Origin of the sequence: Sporosarcina psychrophila, assembly GCF_001590685.1 — a bacterium.
Taxonomy (GTDB): domain Bacteria; phylum Bacillota; class Bacilli; order Bacillales_A; family Planococcaceae; genus Sporosarcina; species Sporosarcina psychrophila.
This window is the reverse complement of sequence record NZ_CP014616.1, coordinates 4,237,953-4,262,242: the sequence shown is the minus strand read 5'-3', so window position 1 is coordinate 4,262,242 and position 24,290 is coordinate 4,237,953. Positions and strand designations below refer to the sequence as shown.

20 protein-coding genes and 1 tRNA gene are annotated in these 24,290 nt (G+C 41.6%); 15 read left to right on the top strand and 6 right to left on the bottom strand.

Going from position 1 to position 24,290, the window contains the following annotated elements; all coding sequences use genetic code 11:
* Positions 1 to 19 precede the first annotated feature (19 nt).
* Entirely contained in the window at positions 20 to 490 is a 471-nt protein-coding gene (locus AZE41_RS19945; protein ID WP_067213334.1) for a YusW family protein, read from the bottom strand.
* A gap of 288 nt (positions 491 to 778) precedes the next feature.
* Positions 779 to 1,798 carry a DUF2804 domain-containing protein gene (locus tag AZE41_RS19940; protein WP_067213330.1) on the bottom strand — a complete coding sequence of 340 codons (1,020 nt, stop codon included), beginning with the start codon at positions 1,796 to 1,798 and terminating at the stop codon, positions 779 to 781.
* A 68-nt stretch (positions 1,799 to 1,866) separates the two neighbouring features.
* On the opposite strand from AZE41_RS19940, the gene AZE41_RS19935 reads away from it, so the two are divergent.
* From AZE41_RS19935 to AZE41_RS19900, 8 genes are all read left to right on the top strand, one after another.
* A tRNA-Ala gene (locus tag AZE41_RS19935) sits at positions 1,867 to 1,939 on the top strand.
* A gap of 383 nt (positions 1,940 to 2,322) precedes the next feature.
* Positions 2,323 to 4,338, top strand: a complete 2,016-nt coding sequence (locus AZE41_RS19930) for a Na+/H+ antiporter (protein WP_067213327.1) — start codon at positions 2,323 to 2,325, stop codon at positions 4,336 to 4,338.
* Between the two features lie 415 nt (positions 4,339 to 4,753).
* On the top strand, positions 4,754 to 5,572 hold the full coding sequence (locus AZE41_RS19925) for a transporter substrate-binding domain-containing protein (protein ID WP_082786746.1): 819 nt from the start codon (positions 4,754 to 4,756) through the stop codon (positions 5,570 to 5,572).
* A gap of 31 nt (positions 5,573 to 5,603) precedes the next feature.
* Positions 5,604 to 6,269, top strand: coding sequence for an amino acid ABC transporter permease (locus tag AZE41_RS19920; protein WP_067213326.1), 666 nt, complete (start codon positions 5,604 to 5,606; stop codon positions 6,267 to 6,269).
* Positions 6,270 to 6,299: 30 nt separating this feature from the next.
* Positions 6,300 to 7,028, top strand: a complete 729-nt coding sequence (locus AZE41_RS19915) for an amino acid ABC transporter ATP-binding protein (protein WP_067213323.1) — start codon at positions 6,300 to 6,302, stop codon at positions 7,026 to 7,028.
* Between the two features lie 149 nt (positions 7,029 to 7,177).
* The gene (locus AZE41_RS19910; RefSeq protein ID WP_067213322.1) at positions 7,178 to 7,696 is read left to right on the top strand and encodes a sigma-70 family RNA polymerase sigma factor; all 519 of its coding nucleotides are present in this window, start codon (positions 7,178 to 7,180) and stop codon (positions 7,694 to 7,696) included.
* Positions 7,689 to 8,999 carry a DUF4179 domain-containing protein gene (locus AZE41_RS19905; RefSeq protein WP_067213319.1) on the top strand — a complete coding sequence of 437 codons (1,311 nt, stop codon included), beginning with the start codon at positions 7,689 to 7,691 and terminating at the stop codon, positions 8,997 to 8,999. The genes AZE41_RS19910 and AZE41_RS19905 overlap by 8 nt, the downstream gene beginning before the upstream one ends.
* 91 nt (positions 9,000 to 9,090) lie before the next feature.
* A complete protein-coding gene (locus AZE41_RS19900; RefSeq protein ID WP_067213317.1) occupies positions 9,091 to 9,576 on the top strand; it encodes an amidase domain-containing protein in 486 nt (161 codons plus the stop codon).
* Positions 9,577 to 9,670: 94 nt separating this feature from the next.
* Here AZE41_RS19900 and AZE41_RS19895 read toward each other — a convergent pair whose 3' ends face one another.
* Entirely contained in the window at positions 9,671 to 10,516 is an 846-nt protein-coding gene (locus AZE41_RS19895) for a DegV family protein (RefSeq protein ID WP_187046033.1), read from the bottom strand.
* Between the two features lie 167 nt (positions 10,517 to 10,683).
* On the opposite strand from AZE41_RS19895, the gene AZE41_RS19890 reads away from it, so the two are divergent.
* Entirely contained in the window at positions 10,684 to 11,271 is a 588-nt protein-coding gene (locus AZE41_RS19890) for a nitroreductase family protein (RefSeq protein WP_067213314.1), read from the top strand.
* 207 nt (positions 11,272 to 11,478) lie between these two features.
* Here the strand turns inward: AZE41_RS19890 and AZE41_RS19885 are convergent, their stop codons facing one another.
* On the bottom strand, positions 11,479 to 12,876 hold the full coding sequence (locus AZE41_RS19885) for a dipeptidase (RefSeq protein WP_067213311.1): 1,398 nt from the start codon (positions 12,874 to 12,876) through the stop codon (positions 11,479 to 11,481).
* 166 nt (positions 12,877 to 13,042) lie between these two features.
* Between AZE41_RS19885 and AZE41_RS19880 the strand changes: the two genes are divergently transcribed.
* From AZE41_RS19880 to AZE41_RS19870, 3 genes are all read left to right on the top strand, one after another.
* Positions 13,043 to 14,278: a hemolysin family protein gene (locus tag AZE41_RS19880; protein WP_067213309.1), complete on the top strand. Its 1,236-nt coding sequence runs from the start codon at positions 13,043 to 13,045 to the stop codon at positions 14,276 to 14,278.
* A 348-nt stretch (positions 14,279 to 14,626) separates the two neighbouring features.
* Positions 14,627 to 15,172 (top strand): RNA polymerase sigma factor, encoded by a 546-nt coding sequence (locus AZE41_RS19875; RefSeq protein WP_067213306.1) that lies wholly within the window; start codon positions 14,627 to 14,629, stop codon positions 15,170 to 15,172.
* A 98-nt stretch (positions 15,173 to 15,270) separates the two neighbouring features.
* Positions 15,271 to 16,728, top strand: coding sequence for a phospholipase D family protein (locus tag AZE41_RS19870; protein ID WP_067214081.1), 1,458 nt, complete (start codon positions 15,271 to 15,273; stop codon positions 16,726 to 16,728).
* An 860-nt stretch (positions 16,729 to 17,588) separates the two neighbouring features.
* Here the strand turns inward: AZE41_RS19870 and AZE41_RS19865 are convergent.
* Positions 17,589 to 17,774, bottom strand: coding sequence for an SE1832 family protein (locus AZE41_RS19865; RefSeq protein WP_067213302.1), 186 nt, complete (start codon positions 17,772 to 17,774; stop codon positions 17,589 to 17,591).
* A gap of 240 nt (positions 17,775 to 18,014) precedes the next feature.
* Positions 18,015 to 19,079 (bottom strand): PseG/SpsG family protein, encoded by a 1,065-nt coding sequence (locus AZE41_RS19860; RefSeq protein WP_067213300.1) that lies wholly within the window; start codon positions 19,077 to 19,079, stop codon positions 18,015 to 18,017.
* A gap of 136 nt (positions 19,080 to 19,215) precedes the next feature.
* On the opposite strand from AZE41_RS19860, the gene AZE41_RS19855 reads away from it, so the two are divergent.
* The 3 genes from AZE41_RS19855 (at position 19,216) to AZE41_RS19845 (ending at position 24,237) form a co-directional block, all read left to right on the top strand.
* Positions 19,216 to 21,141: a cation:proton antiporter gene (locus AZE41_RS19855; RefSeq protein ID WP_231885730.1), complete on the top strand. Its 1,926-nt coding sequence runs from the start codon at positions 19,216 to 19,218 to the stop codon at positions 21,139 to 21,141.
* Positions 21,142 to 21,359: 218 nt separating this feature from the next.
* A complete protein-coding gene (locus AZE41_RS19850; RefSeq protein ID WP_067213297.1) occupies positions 21,360 to 23,534 on the top strand; it encodes a DNA topoisomerase III in 2,175 nt (724 codons plus the stop codon).
* 100 nt (positions 23,535 to 23,634) lie between these two features.
* On the top strand, positions 23,635 to 24,237 hold the full coding sequence (locus tag AZE41_RS19845; RefSeq protein ID WP_067213296.1) for a hypothetical protein: 603 nt from the start codon (positions 23,635 to 23,637) through the stop codon (positions 24,235 to 24,237).
* The last annotated feature ends 53 nt before the right edge of the window (positions 24,238 to 24,290 follow it).

Genomic DNA, 24,290 nt, shown 5'->3' with positions numbered 1-24,290 from the left:
ATATCCTTGTAGCCTTTTATTATTTTACGTCTTCAATATCGAGCAACGTACCATCGTCAAAATCAACATCAAGGTCAAACTTTGAGTAAGTATCCAAACCATACCATTGGAGAATCTTATCAATCACTTCTTGTTGGGGTGTATCTTTTGTGATACGAATTTCTATAAACATTTTACTAAGCTCATCCATCGCTTTATTATCTTTTAGTTTGATATTCTTCAGTTTATTTTCATAATCTGCATCTGCTTTTTCGGTCACATCGTAATCAGCATCAATTGCATCTTTACCATCGACATCGATTTCAAGATCGAATGACGAAAAACCGAATCCATTACCGGTTTCGATGGATCCGCCAGCTTTCTCATCTTCATTAATAATAATTGCTTCTTCACGGTTTGGCTTATCTGCATTTTTCCCGAAGTTGCCGCATCCGCCCATCAGCAATGCACCTGTAATTACGATTGTACCTACAGCATTCAATTTTCTCAAAATACTCACTGCCTTTCGGATTCATTGTCTTATCTATTATTTTGCCTTAAAATCCACTTTCTAAACAAAATACTTGTACAAATAAGAAAAGCGTAAGCGCAGGAGGGCGTTAAACTAAAGGAAGGTAGTTTAAATTAGTGTTTCCCTGTTGCAGAGAGTGGGGATGTAGTTCAATCCCTACCCACTGCTCAAGGTGAAATACAATTTTACTTTTTTATCGTATAAAAAAACCGGCATTTAAGCCGGCTAGTAAAAGTAATGTATAATGTGCGAATATAATTGTGTTAGTTACCATTTCGCGATATGTTCTTCCGAAGTGCCAAGCATGTTGCGGATTTGTAGGGTGGAGCCGTCATGTAAGCGTACTGTTCCGTTGAAGTAACCGACAACTTGATGGACCTCCGTGCGTACTAACCGGACATTCGTCATGGAAACACGTTCAAAAAAAGGTGTAAATGTTATGTTGACTGTATCTGAAAACTTCGTTCGAATTTTCCAAGGCATCATGAAGTTTTTATTATCATATGTAAATAGAACATCCTCATGAATTTTAGTCATCAAACCATCAACAAACACCGCGTTTTCAGTCATGCCTGTCCCATCCGTCCATTTACCACCGAAATTAAGTCCAATGCGACGACCACCGAGACGCTGAGATGCCATCGCCCAGTTCCATTCTGCTTTTCGCGGCCAGATTCCTCTGCCGTAATCGAGAACAGCAAAACTATAATCTGGATTGAAATCGTACCGTTTGTCCCCGATTTTAACGAACCCGGATGTTGGTAATGAATGATGCTTAGCTGTGAACTGGAAAACGTCCCTGCTCCTGGGTATAACAACATTCAATGATTCATCGTTAATTGGATGACCAATATGGAAATCTGCATGTAGTACTTCATTATCAAAGTCTGGGATTGTCACGGACAGATGGGTTTCGCCTTGAATATGTATGATCTGGACAGTTAGATTATCATTCACGAATTTAACGCCATCCAACACGTTTTCAGGCATCTTCACATTGCGCCCAATTGGAATCGTTATTTGCTTTTCATAAAATCGCTGCGTTTCATAATTTAAAATATAGACAAAGCAGACAGCTGCATAATCAAGATGGCTAATCGTTGCGGAAAATAACAAATCTTCCCCGTACACACACCAATAATTCCACTTCTTCTTCCGCATGAAGTGGTTCTTGAGATTGCTCTGGATGAAAGGCTGACGTGCGAAGCCGATTGCTTCTGGATTCAATAACCCTTTGTTGTCACATAACGCAACGGGTTCGGTAATTTCTCTTTCTGCATGCTGCATATAGACTTCCCCCTGCCTATTGTCTTTTTCAAATCATCTTGCTATACTTCTTATTGTATCAAAGATACGGGGCATTAGCTCAGCTGGGAGAGTGTCACGCTGGCAGTGTGAAGGTCAGGGGTTCGAGCCCCCTATGCTCCATATAGGTTTAGAAGGGTGTCCAGTATAACTGGGCCCTTTTTTTGTTCGAAAATAGTCTTTCGTGCTGCGAGTAGTAAAATGGGAATCCATACATAATTAATCCAACGATAAATACTGTTAGCTCCAAATCTTGTTCTGTGAGAACGAGGTTAGGAGCTAACAGTATTTTTAAAATTCATGATAAAATAAAAATAAACGCACGATTATATCATATTTGCTAACTTTATATATTGAACCACGTCTGTTGATTATCCACTTTCTTACATGAGCTACCTGTAAGAAAAGCATACAGCCTACACTTGTACATTTTCGGCGCGTTTTGGACGAAATAATCACTTTATTCTTGATTATTGGAACAGAAAAAGTGAAGAGGAGAAAAACGGATGGAATTATTAACGATTATCTTAATGTTGCTAGTCTTATTGCTTGTTACAAACGTTATTGGGAATTACGTGACACTATTACCAACTGCATTAATCCAAATTATTGTGGGGCTTATTTTTGCATTAGCTGTTAAAGATTTTACAATTGAAGTGGAGACAGAATGGTTTCTTCTACTGTTTATAGCACCACTTTTATACAATGAAGGCGCTCATTTTCCGCGAGAGGAATTATGGAAAATGCGTGCGTCAATTTTTGGGAATGCTATTATTTTAGTACTTCTAACTACGATACTTGGTGGAATATTTGTCCATTGGATGATTCCAGCAATTCCTTTAGCAGCTGCATTTGCGCTCGCAGCAATTCTATCACCGACGGATCCAGTTGCTGTAAATGGCATTGCGAAACGTATTCAAATTCCAACTCATATTATGAATTTAGTGCGTGGGGAATCTTTAATCAATGATGCTTCAGGACTTGTTGCATTTAATTATGCTGTTTTAGCGGTGGTAACCGGTTATTTTTCAGTTCAAAAGGCTACAGGAGACTTCTTATATATGTTTATCGTTGGGGCATTGCTTGGTATCGGGCTTGGACTTTCGATTAATTTGCTTCGCTACGTTCTACGTAGAGGGGGATTTGTCGACGTAGTATTCCATTCGCTATTACAAGTTTTAACGCCATTTATTATTTTCTTTATAGCAGAGGAAATGTTCCATGCATCAGGTGTTATAGCGGTTGTAGCAGCGGGGATTATCCATGCGCTTGTAAGAGAGCGTACAGAAAACTTTAGAGCGCAGGAGCAAGTGTTGACGGATAACCTGTGGTCAATTATCGCATTTGTATTAAACGGTTTAATTTTCTTACTGTTAGGTTTAACACTCCCATCTGCAATGCGTTCATTACTGGAAAATGAACAGATGAGTAATTGGCTGTTGTTAGGGTATGTTCTTGCATTAGGTTTCGTCGTACTCGGTATACGATTTTTGTGGTCGCACACCATTAATCATTTCGATTATTACATTTTGAAAAATGTGACAGAAAAACCATCTCTGAAAACAAGTCTAATTACGAGTTTGGTAGGTGTCCGTGGAACGATTACAATGGTCGGTGTGCTATCGATTCCATTTTTTACATCAACGAACGATTTGTTCCCAGAGCGTTCACTTATTATCTTTTTGGCGGCAGGCGTTATTCTATTGACACTTATTATGGCAACAATATTTCTACCTATCCTAAGTAAGGGGGAAACGAGCACGCATACGACCAGTTCAGATTTAACGAATGAAAAGCAGCGTATGATCATGGGAGCTATTCAGAAAATCAATTCGGAAAAAACAGAAGAGAATGCTTCGATTGTCTATGAATTATTAAACGACTATACACTCATGTTGCATATGTTGCGGTCGAAAAATAAAAACGAAGAAGAGCTACGAGAATATAACGAGCAGCTGAAGATGGAAAGATTGCATTCTTTAATGTTGGAGCGTCAATATACGGAGGAATATATGAGTGTGCACCAAGTGAAGATGGTTACGTTAAAAAGTATCGAAAAGTCGGTTTCGATTCGTGAAAAGGCGGCAACAAGCGGTGCGAATCACTTTATCCGTCAACGGTTCTATCAAGTACTGAGAGATTGGAAACGCGGGCGCTTAAGTGACCGAGAATTAGAGCAGGTTCAGGAAATGGAAGATGCGGTGCAAATATTTACGTTTGAGAAAGTACTAGCGGGTTTGGAAGAACGAGCTTCTATTAGTGAACAACCAGAAGTTCTACACAATATGATTTATTATTATAAACGCCTTCTGAATAAAAAGGAATTGCCCCATAAAGTAGAGATGGATCAATCCATTTTAGACGAACAAAAGGAGATTCTATGTTTGAATGCTATTGAAGTGCAGAGAAAAGAGATTTCAGAAATGTTCAAGGACGGTGCCATCAGCACGGTAGAAGCGAAAGAGCTTCGACGTTTTGTAAACTATATGGAAAGTGTAGTTTTATACGAATATGTCGAATAATGTTAGCCGAAGAGTGGTCGTTCAGAATATCCGGATATTACTTCAGGTGATTATTGAAGAGCGTTCATAAGCTGACCTTCACGCTATTAGTATGAAGGTCAGGGGTTCATATATCACTACACTTCATAGGATTACGAAAGCGTTCGGTTTATCCGAACGCTTTTTGTTGAATTAAAAGAGTAAATATACATTAAAATAAGTATTAATTAATAGAGTAGTACAATATAACTTAGTTCCTTACAGATAAAGCTTGAAGTCTTGAATATTTTAACAAATACATTAATTTATTGTATATAAATGGTTAGAATAATTTAATTATTCTTGTAGACAGATTAATAGCGTTACTTTATACTTTACATAATTCATCAGAATGGGTGAATGTTATTTACATAATACTAAAGGGGGATGAAAAACAATGAAAAAGTGGTTAACAGCGACATTAATGATTGCAGTTCTACTTGTTGCAGGGTGTAGTAAAGATGCTGGGGGCGTCACTACAGAAAACTCGACTCTGCAAAACGTGGCGAAAAACAAGAAGCTAGTAATTGGGATGTCGCCAGGGTACTTCCCGTTTGACATGAAAGATCCAAATGGTGATTTTGTAGGCTATGACGTTGATACTGCAAATGCTATTGGTGAATGGTTAAAAGTAGATGTGGAGTATAAACAATTCACATTTGACGGACTTGTTCCGGCACTTCAAACGGGAGAAATCGACATGATTCTTGCAGGTATGACAATCCGAGGAGACCGAGCACTTGTTGTCAGTTTTTCCAACCCATATTATAAGACTGGCCAAGCCCTTATGGTTCCTGCCAAAGATACTTCGACGAAGTCTTGGGAAGAACTTGATGTGAAAGGGAAAAAAATTGCAGTTGGTATTGGAACAACTGGGGCACTCTTAGCGAAAGATCTTTTCAAAAATGCTGAAATAATGGATTTTGAAGAATTCCCATCTGCTGCAACAGCAATGGCGCAAGGGCAAGCAGATGCTGTTCTTTATGACGAACCTGCCATCGCTGTATGGAAACTTCGCAATGGCGATCAAGTCAGAGCTGTCGAAGGCCTAATTTCTTCAGAAAATTTAGGAATTGCAGTAAAGAAAAATGACATTGAAACAATTTTGTGGCTTAACTCATTTTTAGCGAACTATATTGATAGCCCAGCTGAATTGGCTTCAAGAAATAAGTGGTTTGAAACAAGCGATTGGTTGAATGAAGTCGTAGAAGAATAACCACTTCTTCAATTTCAGAGGGGGAAATTAAATGGGCGGCTATAATTATGACTGGAGTATTATAACAAACAATATGGATATATTTATTGATGGAGCGTTGAAAACGTTGGAAATTTCAGCGATAGCGCTTCTGATTGCTATACCCATAGGAATCATTTTTGGACTAGGACGTATTTCAAGAAACAAATTCTTTCGACTTATTTCCTCTATCTATGTGGAAGTGATGCGCGGTGTACCATTACTTGTTCTTCTATTTTGGATATTTTTTGTACTTGGTCAATTCGTTAGACTTGGATCTTATTGGTCTGCCATTTTAGGCCTTGCTATTTTTTCGGGGGCGTTTATCGCAGAAATTGTTCGCTCGGGAATTCAAGCAGTACCAAAAGGACAAATGGAGGCTGCGCGTTCATCGGGCATGTCCCACACGAATGCAATGCGATATATCGTTTTACCACAAGCGTTTCGACGAGTGTTACCTCCTTTGGCATCACAGTTTATCATTTTAGTTAAAGACTCTTCTCTTGTGTCAGTCATTGCAGCGACGGATTTAACGTTGAATGCAAAAAATCTTGTCGCAACATCGTTCCGCTCGCTAGAAATATGGACATTTGTCGCGATCGTTTATTTAATTATGACGTTCAGTATGTCGATGATTATACGATATTTTGAGAAACGACTTTTATCGCGCGAGAACTGAGTGTAAGCTTGTTATGAAGGAGTGTTTTTTATGATTACCATTAAAAATGTTAATAAATCCTTTGGTGCTCATCAAGTACTAACGGATATATCACTTGAAGTACCGAAATCCAATGTAATCGCACTTATTGGACCGAGTGGTGCCGGGAAATCAACGCTCATTCGGACATTGAATGCGCTAGAACCTATTGATAATGGCGAAATCATTGTGGATGGCGTTTCTATTCACGATAAAAAAACGAATATTAACAAAGCGCGCATTAATATCGGATTTGTATTTCAGAATTTCAACTTGTATCCATTTTTGACAGCGCTTCAAAACGTGACAATAGCACTCTTGAAGGTAAAAGGGATGAATAAAGAGGCAGCGGACAAGAAAGGGAAAGAATTGCTTATCTCTTTAGGCCTTGGCGACAAATTCGATGCATATCCTGGTCGGCTTTCTGGTGGACAACAGCAACGTGTAGCTATTGCACGGTCGCTCGCCATGGATCCACAAGTAATGCTATTCGACGAACCGACATCCGCACTCGATCCGGAAATGGTGACAGAAGTGCTTGATGCGATTCGTAAATTGGCACACGATGGCATGACGATGGTCGTCGTTACACATGAAATGGGCTTCGCCAAAGAAATTTGCGACGAAATTGTCTTTATGGCGGAGGGGAAAATTGTAGAAAAGGCTCCACCATCAAAATTCTTTACGAACCCAGACTCCGAACGCGCGAAGAATTTCTTATCCAAAGTACTGAACCACTAATTTTTTTGTGCTTCAACTTTATTGGATAGTTAAAAGGCGTCAAACTCATGCAATTAACTTGCATAAGTTTGGCGCTTTTTTTAATATAAATGAACTTTTTCCATCTTTGTGTGTCTAATGAGTAGGAACGGTGGAAATGGGGTGGCATTGTGAATGAAGTTGACCTTGCTAAACGAGCGATTAAACGCGATGAGCAAGCATTTTTGGAAATCATCCATCTATATAAAGAACCGCTTTATCGAACGGCTATTGCTTTCTTGAAAAATGAGCATGACTCCGTTGAAGCGCTACAGGAAGTGACGGTTCGCGCATATAAAAAAATTCACACTATGAAAGAACCGAGGTATGTAAAAACGTGGCTAATACGGATTATGATGAACTATTGTCAGGATCAGTTGAGGAAGAAAAAACAAAATGTTCAAAGCGATAAATTAGATGAATTTGGAAGTGAAATGGATTATACATATCTTGAAATTGAGGAGGCAATTGCAACATTATCAGAGGTCGAGCAACGATTAATTCACCTCATGTATTTTCAAGATATCAAGATTAAGGATATTGCCGTAATTGAAAGTATTCCTGAAGGGACCGTCAAGTCTAGGCTTCATAAAACATTGCGGACATTACGAAGTTTTCTTTCTGAAAAAGGGGATGTGGACCATGTTTGAAAACGAAGAAAAGCAATTGCGGGAAGTTAGGTCGAAATTAGAAGAATTTCCAATTCCAAATGAGCAGTTGAATGACGCGATTCAGAGTGGATTCTTAATTGCCAATTCAGAGTGGCGGGCGAAACGCCAAAAACGTCGAAAATCACTTTGGACGGTTGCTATCGCTGCAGTATTTTTACTCGCATTCATAACGTCCATCCGGGTGTCACCGGCCTTTGCGAATGCGATCGCTTCGATTCCTGGAATGGGAAAACTTGTAGAATACATTCAATACGACAAAGGGTTACAGGCGATTATGGATAACGATTATTATCAGACTGTCCATGCCAGTCAGATGAAGGATGGTTTAACGCTTACCATCAACGGCGTCATACTGGATGAAAGTGGAATCGTCATTTCTTATACACTTGAAGCGCCTTATTCCATCGAAGTACTCGATTATAAAAAAATCGAACTTTATCATAATGGCGAGGTAGTTCCACCTGGCACAGTATCATACAATAATCCAAATCAACGGCATGAAAATAGAAAAGAAGACATAATAGAAGTATTATTCTTAGCAAAACAATCCTTTGATACGCAGGACTTTGTACTGGAACTTCAATTGGATAATGAAAAGGAAACGGCTTTTTCCCTTCCTTTTACGCTGCCGAAAGAAGTGAAGAAAGGAAAAGTTTTTGCGCTCGACAAAGTGGTCGAAGTTGAAGGTCAAAAAATGACGATTCAAGAGATTACAATCTATCCATTACGTGTGGAAGTGAAAGTGTTTTTTGATGAACCGAACTCCATGAAGATATTGAACTTTATGGATATGCGGATTGAAGATGAAAAAGGGGAAGTGTGGAGTAGCATTCAAAATGGTACGACTGGACTTGGTTTTAGTGACAATGAGCAAACTTTCTATTTGCAGAGCAATTACTTTGAACAACCTAATAAGCTATATTTTAAATTTAATAAGATGCAGGCATTGCCGAAAGACGAGTCCTATCTTCTTGTTGATCTTCAAAAACAGGAGGTCATCATGCAACCTTCTGATGGGAAAATTGAAGTGACAAAAATGACTCAGAACACGATAGAAGCAAGATTCCCGCTAGCAGAAGAATTTGGCTACTTCTTGTTTTTTACAGCTGAAAATGGGGATGGGCAAAAGGTTGAGTCTAATAGTTCAAGTAGTTGGAGAGATGAAGAATATCAATATTCATCGATCAATTTCACAAAGAATTATAATGAAAGTCTATTAAAAGTATACTTTCAAGCGTATCCGAACTACATCAATGGAGATATTTCCGTGGAGCTTAAATGAACTTTTTAGATGAAATAAAGGCGCTACAATTTGTCAGAAAGGCATTCCTACTTTGTTCTATTCATACGATGGAATAAGGAGGGGTTTGATCATGTACAACAGGGAAGCGGCTGTTCGCTATGCAAACCAGTGGTGGAATGGCCGCAATCCGGCATTTCCATCATTCGATGTAGATTGTACGAATTTCATTTCACAATGTTTGCTTGCGGGGGGAGCACCAATGCATGGTTACCCGAATCGCGAAAGAGGCTGGTGGCTGCGTGGAGGAACGTGGAGTTTCAGTTGGTCGACGTCGCATTCGTTGCGTTGGTATTTAGCGGGTTCGAAAAAAGGATTAACTGCAACACAAGTTTCATCAGCTGAAGAATTAGGGCTAGGGGATGTCATTGTCTACGATTTTGAAGGTGATGGCAGATTCGATCATTCGACCATCGTCACCGCAAAAGATGGCTCAGCACCACTCGTTAATGCACATACGTTCGACGCACAGTATCGTTTCTGGGCATACAAAGATTCATATATGTTTTCGCCAAATGCAAAGTACATCTTTTTTAAAATTAATGACCAGTTTTCATGATGACTATAGTTGCGAATGTAATCGTAAAAAAGCAGTCCGTCAACTTAAGATGGACTGCTTTTTTTACTGTCTAGACTCTAGCGCTTTTGTTTGTTCAGTCAAACCATAGAACAGCGAGCGTTCCCTCGCCGGCATGAACCGCAAGGACGGAGCTAATATCTCCAATATTCACTTCGAGATCAGGTATTTGTTCCGTGATGAGAGTTTTCAAATGCTCTGCCTGTTCTAAGACATTGCCTTGCATTAAATGAATTTTCGTTCGGCCTGGATGGTGGCCAGCGACTACTTTGTCGACCAAGTATTGAAGTGCTTTTTTCTCGGAACGCACTTTGTCTACTGGTTGTAATTCACCTTCGGGCGTAATGTGGACAATTGGTTTTACTTTCAACAAGCTCCCAATGAAAAATTGTGCAGCGCTCATTCTGCCGCCTTTGTACAATTGTTCAAGCTGTCCCATTAGGATATAGTTATGCATTGTGCCAGCCATTTTCTTAAGCTGCGCTTCAATTTCTGGAACAGTTGCACCTTCGTCTTGCATTTCTATGCCCCGTTCGATTAATCCTGTGACCCCATAGGATAAGGAAAGTGAATCGATGAATGTAACAGGGAATCCCGAAATTTCTGAGCCTGCTATAGAGGAAGCAAGTGTCCCACTCATTTTACCGGACACATGAACAGCAATTGCTTGCTCGTACTGTTCCGCAATAACCTTGTAACGTTCAGCAAATGCGCCCGCAGAAGGTTGTGATGATTTTGGGAATTCTTTAGCGTTCTTGATTTTCTCGTAAAGTTGCTGAGGATTCAAGTCTACACCATCAACAAATTGTTTTTCACCGAAATGTATATTTAAAGGTACTGAAAAGAAGTCTGGGTGTTGACGAAGTTCCTCTGAAATGTATGCTGTGCTGTCTACAATCCACGCAATTGGCTTTTTTATCATGATTAAAATCATCCTTTATCACTATAATATACGCTACTATTACTATACCATGAAAAGTAATAAGAACATATTTAGAAAACACTAAATATGTCGAAATTTAGGCAGCTTCGCTAAAAATCAATGGTTAAGGTATAATAGAAGAAGTATGTGTAAAGGGGAAATGAGTTATGAATGAGCAAGCTTTATCTGTCAGAGATGCGATTATTACGCGTCGTTCAATAAAGAACTTTAACGGTCAGCCGGTTGATCCGGAAAATATTGCCGAAATACTTGAAGATGCGGCATGGGCACCAAATCATGGCAATCGAAATCCGTGGCGCTTTGTTGTAGCTGCTGATAAGGGATATGTGAAATTCCTCGATATTTTACGTGAATATGGTGTACCGAAATGGAAAGAACTTTCGGAAGAAGAGCTTGAGAAACAAATGAAGAAATTCACAGGACCGGGTGCAGTTGCATTTGTTATTGTCCCTGAGGACCCTCGTCAGAAAGAACGTCTAGAAGATTATGCAGCGGCAAGCATGTTTGTTCAGAACACCATGCTGCTCGCATGGGATAAAGGAATCGGAACATGCTGGAAAACACCTGGCTTCCTGGATAACCCGAAATTCAGAGAAGAACTTGGCGTTAAACCAGGTGAACGCATTATCAGTATGCTTCAATTTGGTTATTATGACGAAAGACCAAAGGCTCGTCCACGTAAACCGCTTGAAGAATTTGTCACGTATTACGGTGAGGAAATCGAAGAAGCATAATGGTATTGAAGTAATTTTTGCTCGGATTGCATTTGATAATGCGATTCGGGCTTTTTTGCAGTTCTATATCGGTGGTGTTGAGCGACCCGTGCGTTGTTAAGTTAGACAGAAGCGTTGTTAAGTTGCATTTAGGCGTTGTTAACTTAATTGAAAGTGTTGTTAAGTTCTAAAAAACCGGACCCTCACAAGAAGGATCCGGCACACGTATCACTTTTTCAATTCATCTTTCTCAAAGCCTGCAATTTCATAATAATAATCGCCGATGACACGTAGTCCTTGGTCGAAGTTTTCCAAATGGAAGTGTTCGTTCGGTGCGTGGAAGTTTTCTGACGCAAGTCCGAAGCCCATCAAGACGACGGGTAATTCTAGTATTTCATCAAATGCTGCAACGATTGGAATTGATCCGCCACCACGTGTATAGGCAGTTGGTACATTGTAAACCTTTTCGTACGAACGTCCTGCAGCTTGGATTGCAGGATGATCGAACGGTGTGATGAACGGTTTCCCTTTATCGAATTCGGTGACTGTTACAGTTACGCCTACTGGTTTATGTTTTTCGATATGCGCATTCAATTTCTCAATGATTTCGTCTGGATCTTGGTCAGGAACTAAACGGCATGTAATTTTCGCGCCTGCTTCAGCTGGCAGTACGGTTTTAATGCCTTCGCCTGAAAATCCGCCAAATACGCCGTTCACTTCAAGCGTAGGACGAGTCCATGTACGCTCAAGGTGTGAATATCCTCTTTCTCCGAACAGTTCTGTCACGCCAATTTCTTCTTTCAGTTCATCTTCATTGAAGCCAAGTGCTTGGTAGGCTTCGCGCTCTTCATCCAATAGAGGACGGACATTGTCGTAAAACCCTTCAATTGCAATCGTTCCTTCTTTGTCACGGAACGAGGCGAGAACTTCTGCAAGCGCATGAATCGGGTTTTGGACGCCTCCACCATATAAGCCGGAGTGAAGATCGCTTTTCGCACCTTGCACGTCGATTTGTACGCCGCACAGACCTCGAAGTCCGTAGCAAACTGCAGGTTGTCCAGGTCCTTGCATGCCTGTATCAGAAATGACGATGACGTCAGCCGCGAGCTTGTCTTTGTTGGCCTCAATGTATTTTTCGAGATTTGGACTGCCAATCTCTTCTTCACCTTCAATGATGAACTTCACATTGACTGGTAAACCGCCTGTCTTTTGCATAAGTGCTTCAACGGCTTTCACATGCATGAATACTTGTCCTTTATCATCACTGGCGCCGCGCGCATATAATTTGTTATCACGAACTTCGGGTTCGAATGGTCCAGTTTCCCATAAATTCAGCGGGTCAACCGGCTGGACGTCGTAATGACCATAGACTAGAATTGTCGGTTTTCCTTCTGCGTGGAGCCAATCGCCGTAAACAACAGGCTGTCCGTCTGTTTCGTCGATTGAAAGGTTTTCAAGTCCTGCTTCTTTGAATGAATTCAGCAACCACTCAGCAGCCTGTTGCATATCGTTTTTATGTTCGGATAAAGCACTAATACTTGGAATACGGAGGAAGTCTTTTAATTGTCCAAGATGTTCGTCCCGTTGTTCTTTAAAATACTCGTCAAGCGTCTCTAAATGATTCAACACAATCCCTCATTTCAAATAATTTCGTGAATAGAAATAGTATAGCAGATGATGTAGATAGTGAGTAAGAAAGACGAACGCAAATATGAATAATATGGTATGCTGTTTGAAAGTTATTAATTGGCTGAATATATAAATATGAAATTATTTCCGGGAGGAATCGCTTTTGTTTATCGCACTTGGATTATCTTTATTCCTGTCTTTTTACTTGTCAGGAAGTGAAACAGCACTTACAGCAGTAAACAGGAGAAAGGTCCAGTTTCGAGCAGATCAGGGAGACAGGCATGCGATTAAGCTGCAGAAACTGATTTCGAAACCGGACCGTATGATTACAGCAATACTTATCGGGAATAATACTGCGAATATTCTAATGCCAACTTTAGTTACAATGATAGCAATCGACAAGGGGCTAAGCGTCGGAATCTGGACCGGAATTCTGACAGTTATTATCATTGTCTTCGGCGAAGTATTGCCAAAAACGATTGCAGCGACTTTTTCCGAGCGAGTCGCTTATATGGTTACACCGTCAATTACACTGCTTGTGAAGTTACTAACACCTTTGACGGCTTTACTTGGTCTTTTCACAAATATATTCATCCGCATCATCTCGAAAGGGGCTGTAACGAAAGCTACGCTCACAAAAGATGACCTCCGTTCGATGGTTGACATTGCTTCTATAGAAGGAACGTTTGAGATGGACGAATCGAATCGGTTGAAGGAAGTACTCGACTTTGCGGAAAAAGATGTGTCCGACGTCCTTGAAACTCATCGTATGGATATCATCGGATTACCGATTGAAGCGACGTATGAAGAAGTTCGCGACACAATTTTGGAGCATTCTTACACGCGTTATCCTGTCTACGAAGAAAGTATGGATACGATTTTAGGTGTATTTTATTCGAAAATGTTAATCAAATGGTCGATTGATCCTGAACAGACTCTTGGTGATTTAATTGACCGCAATACGTTTTACGTAGTGCAGTCTGCTAGCGTTGAAAAAGTATTCAAAATGATGCTGTCGAAAAAGAAACATATGGCAATCGTTCTGGATGAATACGGTGGAACGCTAGGTATGATAACGCATGAAGATATTATCGAAGAAATGATTGGCCAGGACATTGAGGATGAGACAGATGATGATGAAGAAGAACTTGTCTATGAAAAGACTGATACTAGGTTAATCTGTCATGGCAGGCTTGAAATCGTGGATGCGATGGAGTTACTCGATATTGAATTGCCAATGGATCATGAGACGCTTGGAGGATTTGTACTGCAAGAGCTTGGTCACGTTCCAGAAGAAGGCGAACGCTTTACATACGATCATCTGCGTTTTGAAATCGAGGAGATGGAACGCAACCGGATTATCCGTATGACAATTACAATCAGTGAAGGTATAAACTGATTAACATGCATATCCCTGTAATCGAGTAAAACGGTTACGTTACGGGGATATTTTTTGTCTAGTGTCCGGCGTTCGATACATGGTGGTTCACAGGATGCATTCCTTCGAAAGATGCCTTGCGCTTTTCAATGTCTAGCTCCAGGCGCCAGCCGCTTGAGTCATAAGCAACCCAGCTGTGTGGCAAAGAGCGCCACGTCGCTGGGTCGACTTATGCCTGTCGCGTCTAGAAGGCGCCTTTCGCTTTTCAAGCTTACACGTTTGTAAGTATACTGAAAGAGAATACGATGGTTTGAAAGGTCCCGATTGCCGATAATGAGAACAACAGGTAGAAGACGGGGGCGTTATGTTATGAACAAAAATCTAAATGGGTTGTATGAAGAATATGGCCGTTACATATATCATTTATGTCTTAAATTAACACGTAATAAAGAGGAAGCAGAAGATCTTATGCAAGATGTATGGGTGAAAGTCGTTCGCTACAACGATCGGATGGATAGTGTCGACCATATGAAAGCATGGCTTACAACAATCTGTATGAACACATTCCGAGATCGTTACCGCAAAGATGTCAGAAGAAGCAAGCATGTGATGAACCAGCCGGAAACGCTCGATGTGCCGATTCTTGATCTTGTTCCGAGTGATAGTTTGACACCTGCGGAATTGCTAGAGCAAAATGACATTCAATCAATTGTTCAGCAAAAAATTGGTGAACTTGATGTTATTTACAGAAAAACAATTGAGTATTTCTATGTACATCAATATTCTTTGATTGAGATTGCAGAAGTAATGAAGGTCTCAATTGGTACGGTTAAATCACGGCTATTCCGCGCGAAAAAGTATTTGAAAGAACTGATGATTGCAGATACAGCAGTGCACGAATACGTCACTGCATAAGAGCGCAGCCAAAGGAGGCTGTGTTTTTTGTTTGTAAAAAAGTAATAGAGGGAAATTAGATAAATAGATTGGTATGTTTGAATGGGGATGGTTGTGTGTTGAAAAAGAACAAAAAGAAAGGCTGGAGCAAACGCAAGCGAATTATTGTGATAGTGCTGTCAGTGTATGCTCTTTTTTATATAGGTGTTGTTTTACTGAATACATTTAAAAAACTCCCCGAAGGCATTTCATACGAAGGTGATTTGCACTGGACGGACGAAGTTGATATGTTTACGGACTTGACCTATGCACAAAACAAAGACGGGGACAGTATGGTGCATGAGTTGGCGATTTTCGATGAAGTCTACGCGATGATCGACCGGGCTGAGCAATTTATCGTGCTCGATTATTTCCTATTCGATCATTATTACGATGAAGACATAGAATTCCCGAAAATCGCACAAACAATGACAAAGAAACTGGTGGAGAAAAAACAGCAACATCCTGATATGCCGATTATTTTTATTACAGATCCGTTGAATACAGGATACGGTTCTTATGAAACAAAATGGTTCACAAAGATGGAAGATGCGGGAATCGAAGTCATCTACACTGATTTGGATCCGCTCCGCGATTCAATTCCAGTTTATTCTGGTTTATACAGGACGATATTCCGCTGGTTGGATATTGAGAAAACGAGCTGGATTGCAAACGCTATGTCAAGCGAAGCACCTAAAATGACGTTGGCTTCTTACATTACGTTACTGAATGTCAAGGCGAACCACCGCAAGACCGTTGTAACAGATAAAGAAGCACTGGTATCATCAGGAAATCCGCATAACGCTAGCGGTTTTCACGGTAATGTGGCATTGAAGGTGAAAGGCAGTGTACTGAACGATATTTTAGAGGCGGAAGAAGCGGTCGTCAACTATACGAATGGTGGAAAATTACCACGCGTAGAAGTGCCGGAACAAAACGGGGGAAACTATGCCGTCCAATATTTGACGGAGAAGAAAATCTTGGATGGGCTTCTTGGAGATATTGCGAAAGCGCAAGAAGGGGATACAATTCGAATTGGGATGTTCTTCATTGCAAAACGTGATCTTGTCAATGCACTTATCGATGCTGCGAACCGCGGCGTCGATGTGAAAATGATTTTAGACCCGAATGAAAACTCCTTCGGTAAAGAAAAGTCTGGATTGCCGAACAGGCCGGTTGTACAGGAGATGCTGGAAGAAACGGATGGGAAAATTGATGTTCGCTGGTACAATACGGTTATTGGTCAATACCATACAAAACTCGTGGTTGTTCAGACAGCTAAGGAAACCTATATTGCGAACGGCTCTGCTAATTTAACTGAGCGCACGCTCGATAATTATAATCTAGAAGCCAATCTGCGGATCATTGCTCCGAATGACAGCGAGTTAACTAAAGAGATAGACACATACTTTAGTAGACTATGGAACAATGAGGATGCGCTGTACACGCTTGACGTGGAAGAATTTCAAGATGGATTCACTTTCTTCCAACGAGGTATTTATGGTTTACAGAAATTGTTGAAAATGACGACTTATTGAGGTGGGCAATAATTTTATGGCTGGTTTTTGAGTTGATATAGTTGGTTAGATAGGATATATAGTCGGTTTGCCAGCAGTTATAGTCGAATGGAAAAATGCCACACTTGTTGAATACCAAAAAGTAACCAGTGAATAACATGAACACTAACAGGTCGCTACGTGTATAGGCGATTTTGGATTGCTTTGGATTGGATGACTTCTATACGATTACCGAGATGTCTGGATATGTAGGGATGCGACTTTGTCGTTAATCGTATGGTGTTCCTTCATCCGTTGCGCACCAAATAGATCAGTACACGAAGTGCTAAAGCTTTTTTGGACGAAAGAATAGAGGGGCATCTACCTAGATAAAAGCCGCCAAAGATGCAATTTTGGCGGCTGAAATATTCTTTAGGGTTTGCTCATTTTTACTAGTAAAGAAGTGTTACTTTCTATAAAATAACACATGATTACATGCATACTCTTTGCTAATAGTAAGCAAGGAACGCATTGTTAACGTGCAAGAGTGCCCGAAATTGTATCTTCGGGCATTTACAATCCCTATAGAAAGTTATCTATTCGCTTCTTTCAAACATAACTGCATTTTTCACTTGAACATTGTAGGTACACGACAGGCAACTATTCGCAACAGGGTTACCGAAAAAAGTGTGGCTAGAAATGACTGAGTCACTTCTAGCCACACATGACTCACGGTAAATATGTCGTGATTAGTTCGCCGAAAGCGAACCGGAAATGATCCAGTGAAAATGGATTCTTCCAAGCCCTACTCACCAGTATTTTATGCAAATAGATGGTTAATCAACAGACGTGGAAAAATGCATAACAAAAAGGCTATCCTTTGTCCCGGATAGCCTTTTTGTTCATTCAAATTCAGCAAGTTGCTTGTTCAGTTCCGCGAGGCTTTCTTCCAACGTTGCAAGACGCAGTTCCGCTTTCTTGACGAAGCTGTCATTACCGGTCGATTCTAGCTTCTCGATATCACCTTGCAAACTGATATAGTCCATTTTGAGTTCCATGATTGCTGTTTCTACTTGACGTTTGTTCATCAGAAAAACACCTCAGCTTTTTTAAAAGTTAGAAAGTATAAGTTTTTTAACCTAGTGTCTAGACTCCAGCGCCTAGCCCCTGGGCCCACAGGACGTGGGTCATGCAGCTTTTGCGACAGGATGTCGCGATTCTAAGCTGCCTTCCTCTGTCGCTTCAGTCCTTAAGTTAAAGGCAAAGAGCGCCTTTATCTTAAGGCCCTCCAGCGCTTTTCGGGTCTACCAAGGCGCTTGCGCTTTTCCTTAGTGTAGCATATCGGACGTTTTTTTTCCTGCGCCGCCACTAGTATTGCGCTTCGGATACTCGAGGTAATAGCGTATCGCTTCGCATACAGCATCTTTTCCGTCCCCAAGCCCGAGTGCGGTTTGTCGTGCAATCGCTTTTTTGCGTAGCGGTTCGTGCAAGAGGGGTTCCATGATGGCGTTCAACAAACTCGATTGTTTTACTTTTCGACCGAGACCAAGATGAATGAAACCGTGCTGTTCTTTCGGAAAAGCAAGCCCCACTTCGAAATCATTCTGTGCGAGCACGACGCAAGGGATACCCATTACAGCGACTTCATAAGGCATGTAGCCAGAAGCGCATAAAATAATATCTGCTGCGGCGTAAATTTCGGCGTAGTTATACGGAGGCACCAATACGGTTGTATTCCGCCTTTCGAGTGCCATCATACGGATTGTACTTGTATCATGGGCATACTGTTCACCGATGAGAACGGTCACTTTGAGTGGGATTTGAAGTTGCATAATATGACGCAACGCCCGGTAGGTCAAGTTACCTTCATCCTCTTCGCCAAATGAAATCACTAAATGGGGAAGAGGTCCCAGTTGGGCTTTGCGAAGTCCAATGTGCTTAACTGAAGCCATTTGTTCGTCAGCAATGAAACTCTCTCGTCCAAGTACGTAATGATCTGGCGCACTATCATTCGATTCGACATACAATGTCTGGAATACGAGGTCAGCACATTTACCACCGTCGCCGAAATCATCGAAATGGATGATGGAGGGGACGAGTTCAGTTATTTTTTCAATCTCCTCTTGAATAGTAGAGCCGCTATCGCGGAGAAGTAGATCAGGTTTAATCGACGCGAGTGCCTGTAAAAATAGCGCATTGCTTGGGGTTGAAATTGCTTTAAATCCCTCGGGCACTGGCGGAGAATCCACTCCGCATAAGTATACGATATCTATTTCGTCAGCCAAGGCGTTTGTAATCATGGCTGCTCTGCGTGCGGGGTATGTCCCTTTTCCGTCCGACCTGGAAATATGGATGGCGACTGTTTTCTTTTGTTGTCCGTCTATTGGAATCACCCTTTCTTGCTAGATTGTTCAATTCATCCCTATAACCTTATGTATTGACCGATTGGGATATGTCTATTTCTAGTGGACTGAAACTGCCAGTATGGTAAACTAACATTATTTCCATTTGGGGAACGGAGTGATTCCATTGTTCGATTCACTATTATTCGAGTTAATGCTTGTTGTCTTAATCGGGATTTTATCGCAATGGACAGCTTGGAAATTTCGGATGCCGGCAATTGTTGTCATGTCTGTTGCAGGACTTCTCGTCGGCCCCATTTTCGGTCTTATTAACCCTAAGGAGAGTATGGGAGATCTATTCGGTCCAATTATTACGTTTGCCGTGGCAATTATTTTGTTTGAAGGCAGTTTGAATCTTGATTTTAAAGAAATTAAAGGCTTTAGTAAGCCGATAGCTCGTATTGTAACCGTTGGGGCATTCATTGCATGGATTGCTGGGGCGCTTGCAGCACACTATTTGGCGGGACTTTCTTGGGCAGTTGCCTTTGTAATCGGTGGTCTGTTCATTGTTACGGGACCTACCGTTATCTTGCCGCTATTGAGGCAGGCGAAGCTGAAACCGCGCCCAGCCGCAATCTTGAAATGGGAATCGATTGTTGTTGATCCGTTTGGTGCATTGCTTGCGGTATTCGCTTTTGAGTTCATCAAATTTTTGAATAGCCAAGTGACATTGAATGCGTTGCTGTTGTTCTTTGCAGCATCTATTTTTGCGGTACTCCTAGGCTGGGGGGCTGCCCGGGTCATTGGAAGTGCTTTCGAGCGCGGCGGTATTCCAGAATTTCTGAAAGCGCCGGTACTCTTTGCGGTCGTCTTATTCACATTTGTTTTCGCGGATGAAATCATGCATGAGACAGGGTTGCTTGCGGTAACTGCAATGGGGATGACGATGGCGAATATGCGCATGACGTCGATGCATGACATACGGCAATTCAAAGAGAATATTTCCGTCCTTCTTATTTCGGGTATATTTGTCATGTTGACGGCGTCACTTAATCCGCAAATTCTCATCGAAATTTTTAATTTGAATATTATCTTGTATGTCTTGGCGATGCTAGTTATCGTCAGGCCGTTATCGATTTGGCTTGCAACAATCAATACGGAGTTAAACATCCGTGAAAAGATTCTAATAGGATGGATTGCACCAAGGGGAATTGTGGCTCTAACTGTTTCAGGCTATTTCGCGACGATTCTACTCGACAATGGCTACAAGGACGCAGAACTATTGACGGCGCTGACATTCGCACTGGTATTCTCTACAGTGGTCTTACATGGATTTTCGATTGGCTTCTTGGCTAAGAAGCTGAATCTAACAACAACGGACGAATCAGGTGTACTTCTCGTTGGGGGCACCCGATTCGCCGCAGAGCTTGCCCAATCGGTGAAAGAAACCGGCAATGATGTGCTGCTCATCGATCAGTCTTGGGCGGGACTATCACATGCTCGAAAGCTTGGACTCAATAGTTACGTTGGGGATATCCTATCGGAGCAAATCGACTATCATCTCGACTTGACGCCATATCGGTATATCCTCGCAATGACGAAGACCGATACGTACAATGCACATATTTGTTCAGACTTTGCACCACATCTCGGAAGTAATAACTTGTATCAGACGGTATTCCACGTCGGGAACGAAGCTAATGAATTCACGATAACGGGAGGACAGTCGTTGTTCTCACCTGCCATTTCAATCTATGATTTGGAAGAGCGGATGAACGCTGGGCATGGTATTCGTAAAACGGTAATTACAAAACAATATAGTTACACACAATATTTACGTGAGCGGGATGACAAATTGATTTTGCTTTACATTTTACGTGCTGACGGCACAATTGAATTCTTCACACCAAGAATTGAACCACAGGCCTTCGCGGGAGATGCAATTATCGCACTCACATCACCTGTGAAAACAATTGAACGGGTGAAAGAGCGTCTAGATGGAGTGAACGGTGAAACGTCTATATCCTATGAAAAAGTAGAAGATTTATTTACGAGGGAAGAAAAGCAGGTAAAGCCGGTTATTCCGGGAGATGCACCACTTTCTGCGAAATGAATGGAGTACCAAGTGGCTGACTAAGATCTGTAACAGGCAGATAGCCATTGCTTTTGATACATTGAACACCAATCGTAAAATATGAAATTGATGCAATTCCCTTAATCGGATTTTCCGGTTAGGGGGATTTTTTACGCCAAGGGCTTTATTCATTCGCCCGACATGCATCCAATCGCGTTCTCCCGTATAATCGATGTATGAAGAAGGGGGATTTACCTATGTCTAAATCACTTGTATTAGCTGAAAAGCCATCCGTAGCTCGCGATATCGCACGGGTACTCGGCTGCAATAAAAAAGGAAATGGATTTCTTGAAGGCACCAATTATATCGTGACGTGGGCGCTGGGCCATCTAGTGACACATGCGGATCCAGAAGGCTATGGCAATGAATTCAAGGAATGGAAACTTGAACATTTACCGATTATTCCAGCGCCGTTCAAACTGGTACCCATCCGTCAGACGATGAAACAGTTTAATGCGGTTAAAGCACAGCTTCTGCGCAACGATGTGAAAGATATTATCATTGCGACGGATGCGGGGCGCGAAGGGGAACTTGTTGCACGCTGGATTCTAGAACAAGCGAAAGTTCGCAAGCCTGTTAAACGGTTGTGGATTTCATCGGTCACCGATAAAGCAATTAAAGATGGTTTCAACAACTTAAAAGACGGCCGCGCTTATGAAAACTTATATCAGGCAGCAGTAGCCCGTGCGGAAGCAGACTGGGTTGTCGGCATTAATGCAACGCGTGCGCTGACAGTTAAATACAATGCCCAACTTTCAACGGGACGTGTTCAAACTCCGACACTTGCTATGATTGCAGAACGTGAGCATCAAATCCGTGATTTTAAGCCGAGATCATTCTACGGTATGCAAGCATTGACGGAAACCGCGAAGTTTACATGGCACGATAAAGCAGGTCAAACGCAGTCGTTCGATAAAGAACAGGTTGAAAAGTTACTCGAGAAAATTGACGGGGTTCATGCTGGAAAAGTGATAGAAGTGAAAACGACACCGAAGTCACAGCCAGCACCGCATTTATTTGATTTAACAGAGCTCCAGAAAGAAGCGCACCGTCGTTGGTCGTGGTCAGCGAAAGAGACACTGTCGACATTGCAAAATTTATATGAGCGCCATAAAGCGGTGACGTACCCGCGTACCGATTCGAAACATCTGACATCAGATATGGAAAGCACGTTGAAAGAGCGCATTAAAGCTGTGGATATTGGTCCATACCGTAAAGCGACCAACTCACTTCTGCGTGCTGGCACTGTTAAACCGCAGAAAGGCGTCATTGATGACAAACGTGTATCAGATCATCATGCCATCATTCCTACCGAGGAAACGCCAATTCTTCAAAACTTATCTGATAAGGAACAACGTTTATATGATTTAATCGTCAAACGTTTTTTAGCTGTCTTCTTCGGTCCGTTCCGTTATGACCAAGTAACCGCTGAACTCGCAGTTGGCGGGGAGACATTCAAAGCAAAAGGGCGTACTGTTACGGATGAAGGCTGGAAAAAAGTTTATTCGACAGAGGAAGAAGAGCTAGACACGGATACACTTCCACCATTTACAAAAGGTGAAGAAGTGAAAATTCAAGCCATCGTTATGACGAACGGTCAAACAAAACCGCCTGCTCGATTCAATGAAGGAACTTTGCTTGCAGCGATGGAAAATCCTTCGCAGTTCATGCAGGGTGAATCAAAAGAACTTATCAAAACAATTGGTGAAACAGGCGGACTCGGAACAGTTGCAACACGTGCAGATGTCATTGAGCGGCTATTCAACTCGTTTGTTATGGAGAAAAAAGGCAATGATATTTACACGACATCTAAAGGACGCCAGTTGCTTGAGCTCGTTCCGGAAGATTTGAAATCACCGGCACTAACAGCTGAATGGGAACAAGGGCTAACAAAAATTGCGAATGGCCAGATGAAAAAGGAAGAATTCATGAAAAATATGATTGGCTTTTCGAGGCAAACCGTTACTGAAATTAAAACAGATGATAAAAAATATAAACATGATAATGTCACGGGGAAAGCGTGTCCAGATTGCGGTAAACTACTGTTAGAAGTGAACGGCAAACGTGGCAAAATGCTAGTTTGTCAGGACCGTGAGTGCGGTCATCGTAAAAACGTCTCAATGCTGACGAATGCCAGATGCCCAGTTTGTAAAAAGAAATTGGAGATGCGCGGGGAAGGCGACGGACGAATTTTTGTTTGTAAATGTGGTCACCGTGAGAAGTTATCGGCATTTGAGAAGCGTAAAGAAAACTCAGGCGGTAAGAAAGCCGATAAACGCGATGTTCAGAAGTACATGAAAAAACAAGGAGCACCGGAAGAGTTGGAGAATACGGCGATGGCAGATGCGCTAAAGAAACTATTCGATAAGTGATTCCTTTATAGCGCTTTCGTAGGGTTTATTCTTCAAAATGAATTGGGTATACTTGAGTTAATAGATTTATGCAAATACGACAGTGTGGAGGTGAAGTAAGATGAATGCCGTTATGACCCAAGCTATAGCAAGCGATCCTATACAACGATATGATGCAAGCAGGCGCAGGAATGCTGAAAGTGCTTATAATCGTAATGTGCAATACAATGGGCAGAATCAGAAAACGGTTGAAAATCTAGAGGCTTTGTTGATAGGTAAGAAAGAACCTGAAATCGATCAATCGAAGAGGCCTGAACCTCGGCAGCTTGGCGCAGGACAAATGAAGCAGATTGCGCTGCCGATTGGAACGACGCTTGAAGAGACGATTGCTAGTTGGAAAGATGTGCGGGCTGAAGCAATATCAGAACCGGAACCGACAACGGCGGATTATAATCTTGCAGCAACTGCATCAGCAAAAATTATGCGGACAGAAGCACAGATCATATTGCACAACAGGGCTCAATCCGAAATTGACATTACCTCAGCACGTGAAGAAGCCGATACTGCAAAAATGGCATCCAAAGAACTTCCCTCCGATCTCGAGCGCGAAATACTCATTACGCAAAGACGGTACGAAAAGGCGATTTCATCTTATTCTTTTCAAGTTTTAATGAAACAGAAGGGATTTGAAATCGATCGGCCGAGCTTTTATAAAATTGCATGAATGGATACGGAAGGTCGCCTAGTAAATGGCGACCTTTTGTTGTTGGAAAGGTG

Excerpts from the sequence above, each read along its gene's own strand:
- AZE41_RS19940 (WP_067213330.1), bottom strand. The coding sequence starts at position 1,798 with ATGCAGCATGCAGAAAGAGAAATTACCGAACCCGTTGCGTTATGTGAC.
- AZE41_RS19930 (WP_067213327.1), top strand. The coding sequence starts at position 2,323 with ATGGAATTATTAACGATTATCTTAATGTTGCTAGTCTTATTGCTTGTT.
- AZE41_RS19925 (WP_082786746.1), top strand. The coding sequence starts at position 4,754 with ATGAAAAAGTGGTTAACAGCGACATTAATGATTGCAGTTCTACTTGTT.
- AZE41_RS19920 (WP_067213326.1), top strand. The coding sequence starts at position 5,604 with ATGGGCGGCTATAATTATGACTGGAGTATTATAACAAACAATATGGAT.
- AZE41_RS19915 (WP_067213323.1), top strand. The coding sequence starts at position 6,300 with ATGATTACCATTAAAAATGTTAATAAATCCTTTGGTGCTCATCAAGTA.
- AZE41_RS19905 (WP_067213319.1), top strand. The coding sequence starts at position 7,689 with ATGTTTGAAAACGAAGAAAAGCAATTGCGGGAAGTTAGGTCGAAATTA.
- AZE41_RS19900 (WP_067213317.1), top strand. The coding sequence starts at position 9,091 with ATGTACAACAGGGAAGCGGCTGTTCGCTATGCAAACCAGTGGTGGAAT.
- AZE41_RS19895 (WP_187046033.1), bottom strand. The coding sequence starts at position 10,516 with ATGATAAAAAAGCCAATTGCGTGGATTGTAGACAGCACAGCATACATT.
- AZE41_RS19890 (WP_067213314.1), top strand. The coding sequence starts at position 10,684 with ATGAATGAGCAAGCTTTATCTGTCAGAGATGCGATTATTACGCGTCGT.
- AZE41_RS19875 (WP_067213306.1), top strand. The coding sequence starts at position 14,627 with ATGAACAAAAATCTAAATGGGTTGTATGAAGAATATGGCCGTTACATA.
- AZE41_RS19865 (WP_067213302.1), bottom strand. The coding sequence starts at position 17,774 with ATGAACAAACGTCAAGTAGAAACAGCAATCATGGAACTCAAAATGGAC.
- AZE41_RS19850 (WP_067213297.1), top strand. The coding sequence starts at position 21,360 with ATGTCTAAATCACTTGTATTAGCTGAAAAGCCATCCGTAGCTCGCGAT.
- AZE41_RS19845 (WP_067213296.1), top strand. The coding sequence starts at position 23,635 with ATGAATGCCGTTATGACCCAAGCTATAGCAAGCGATCCTATACAACGA.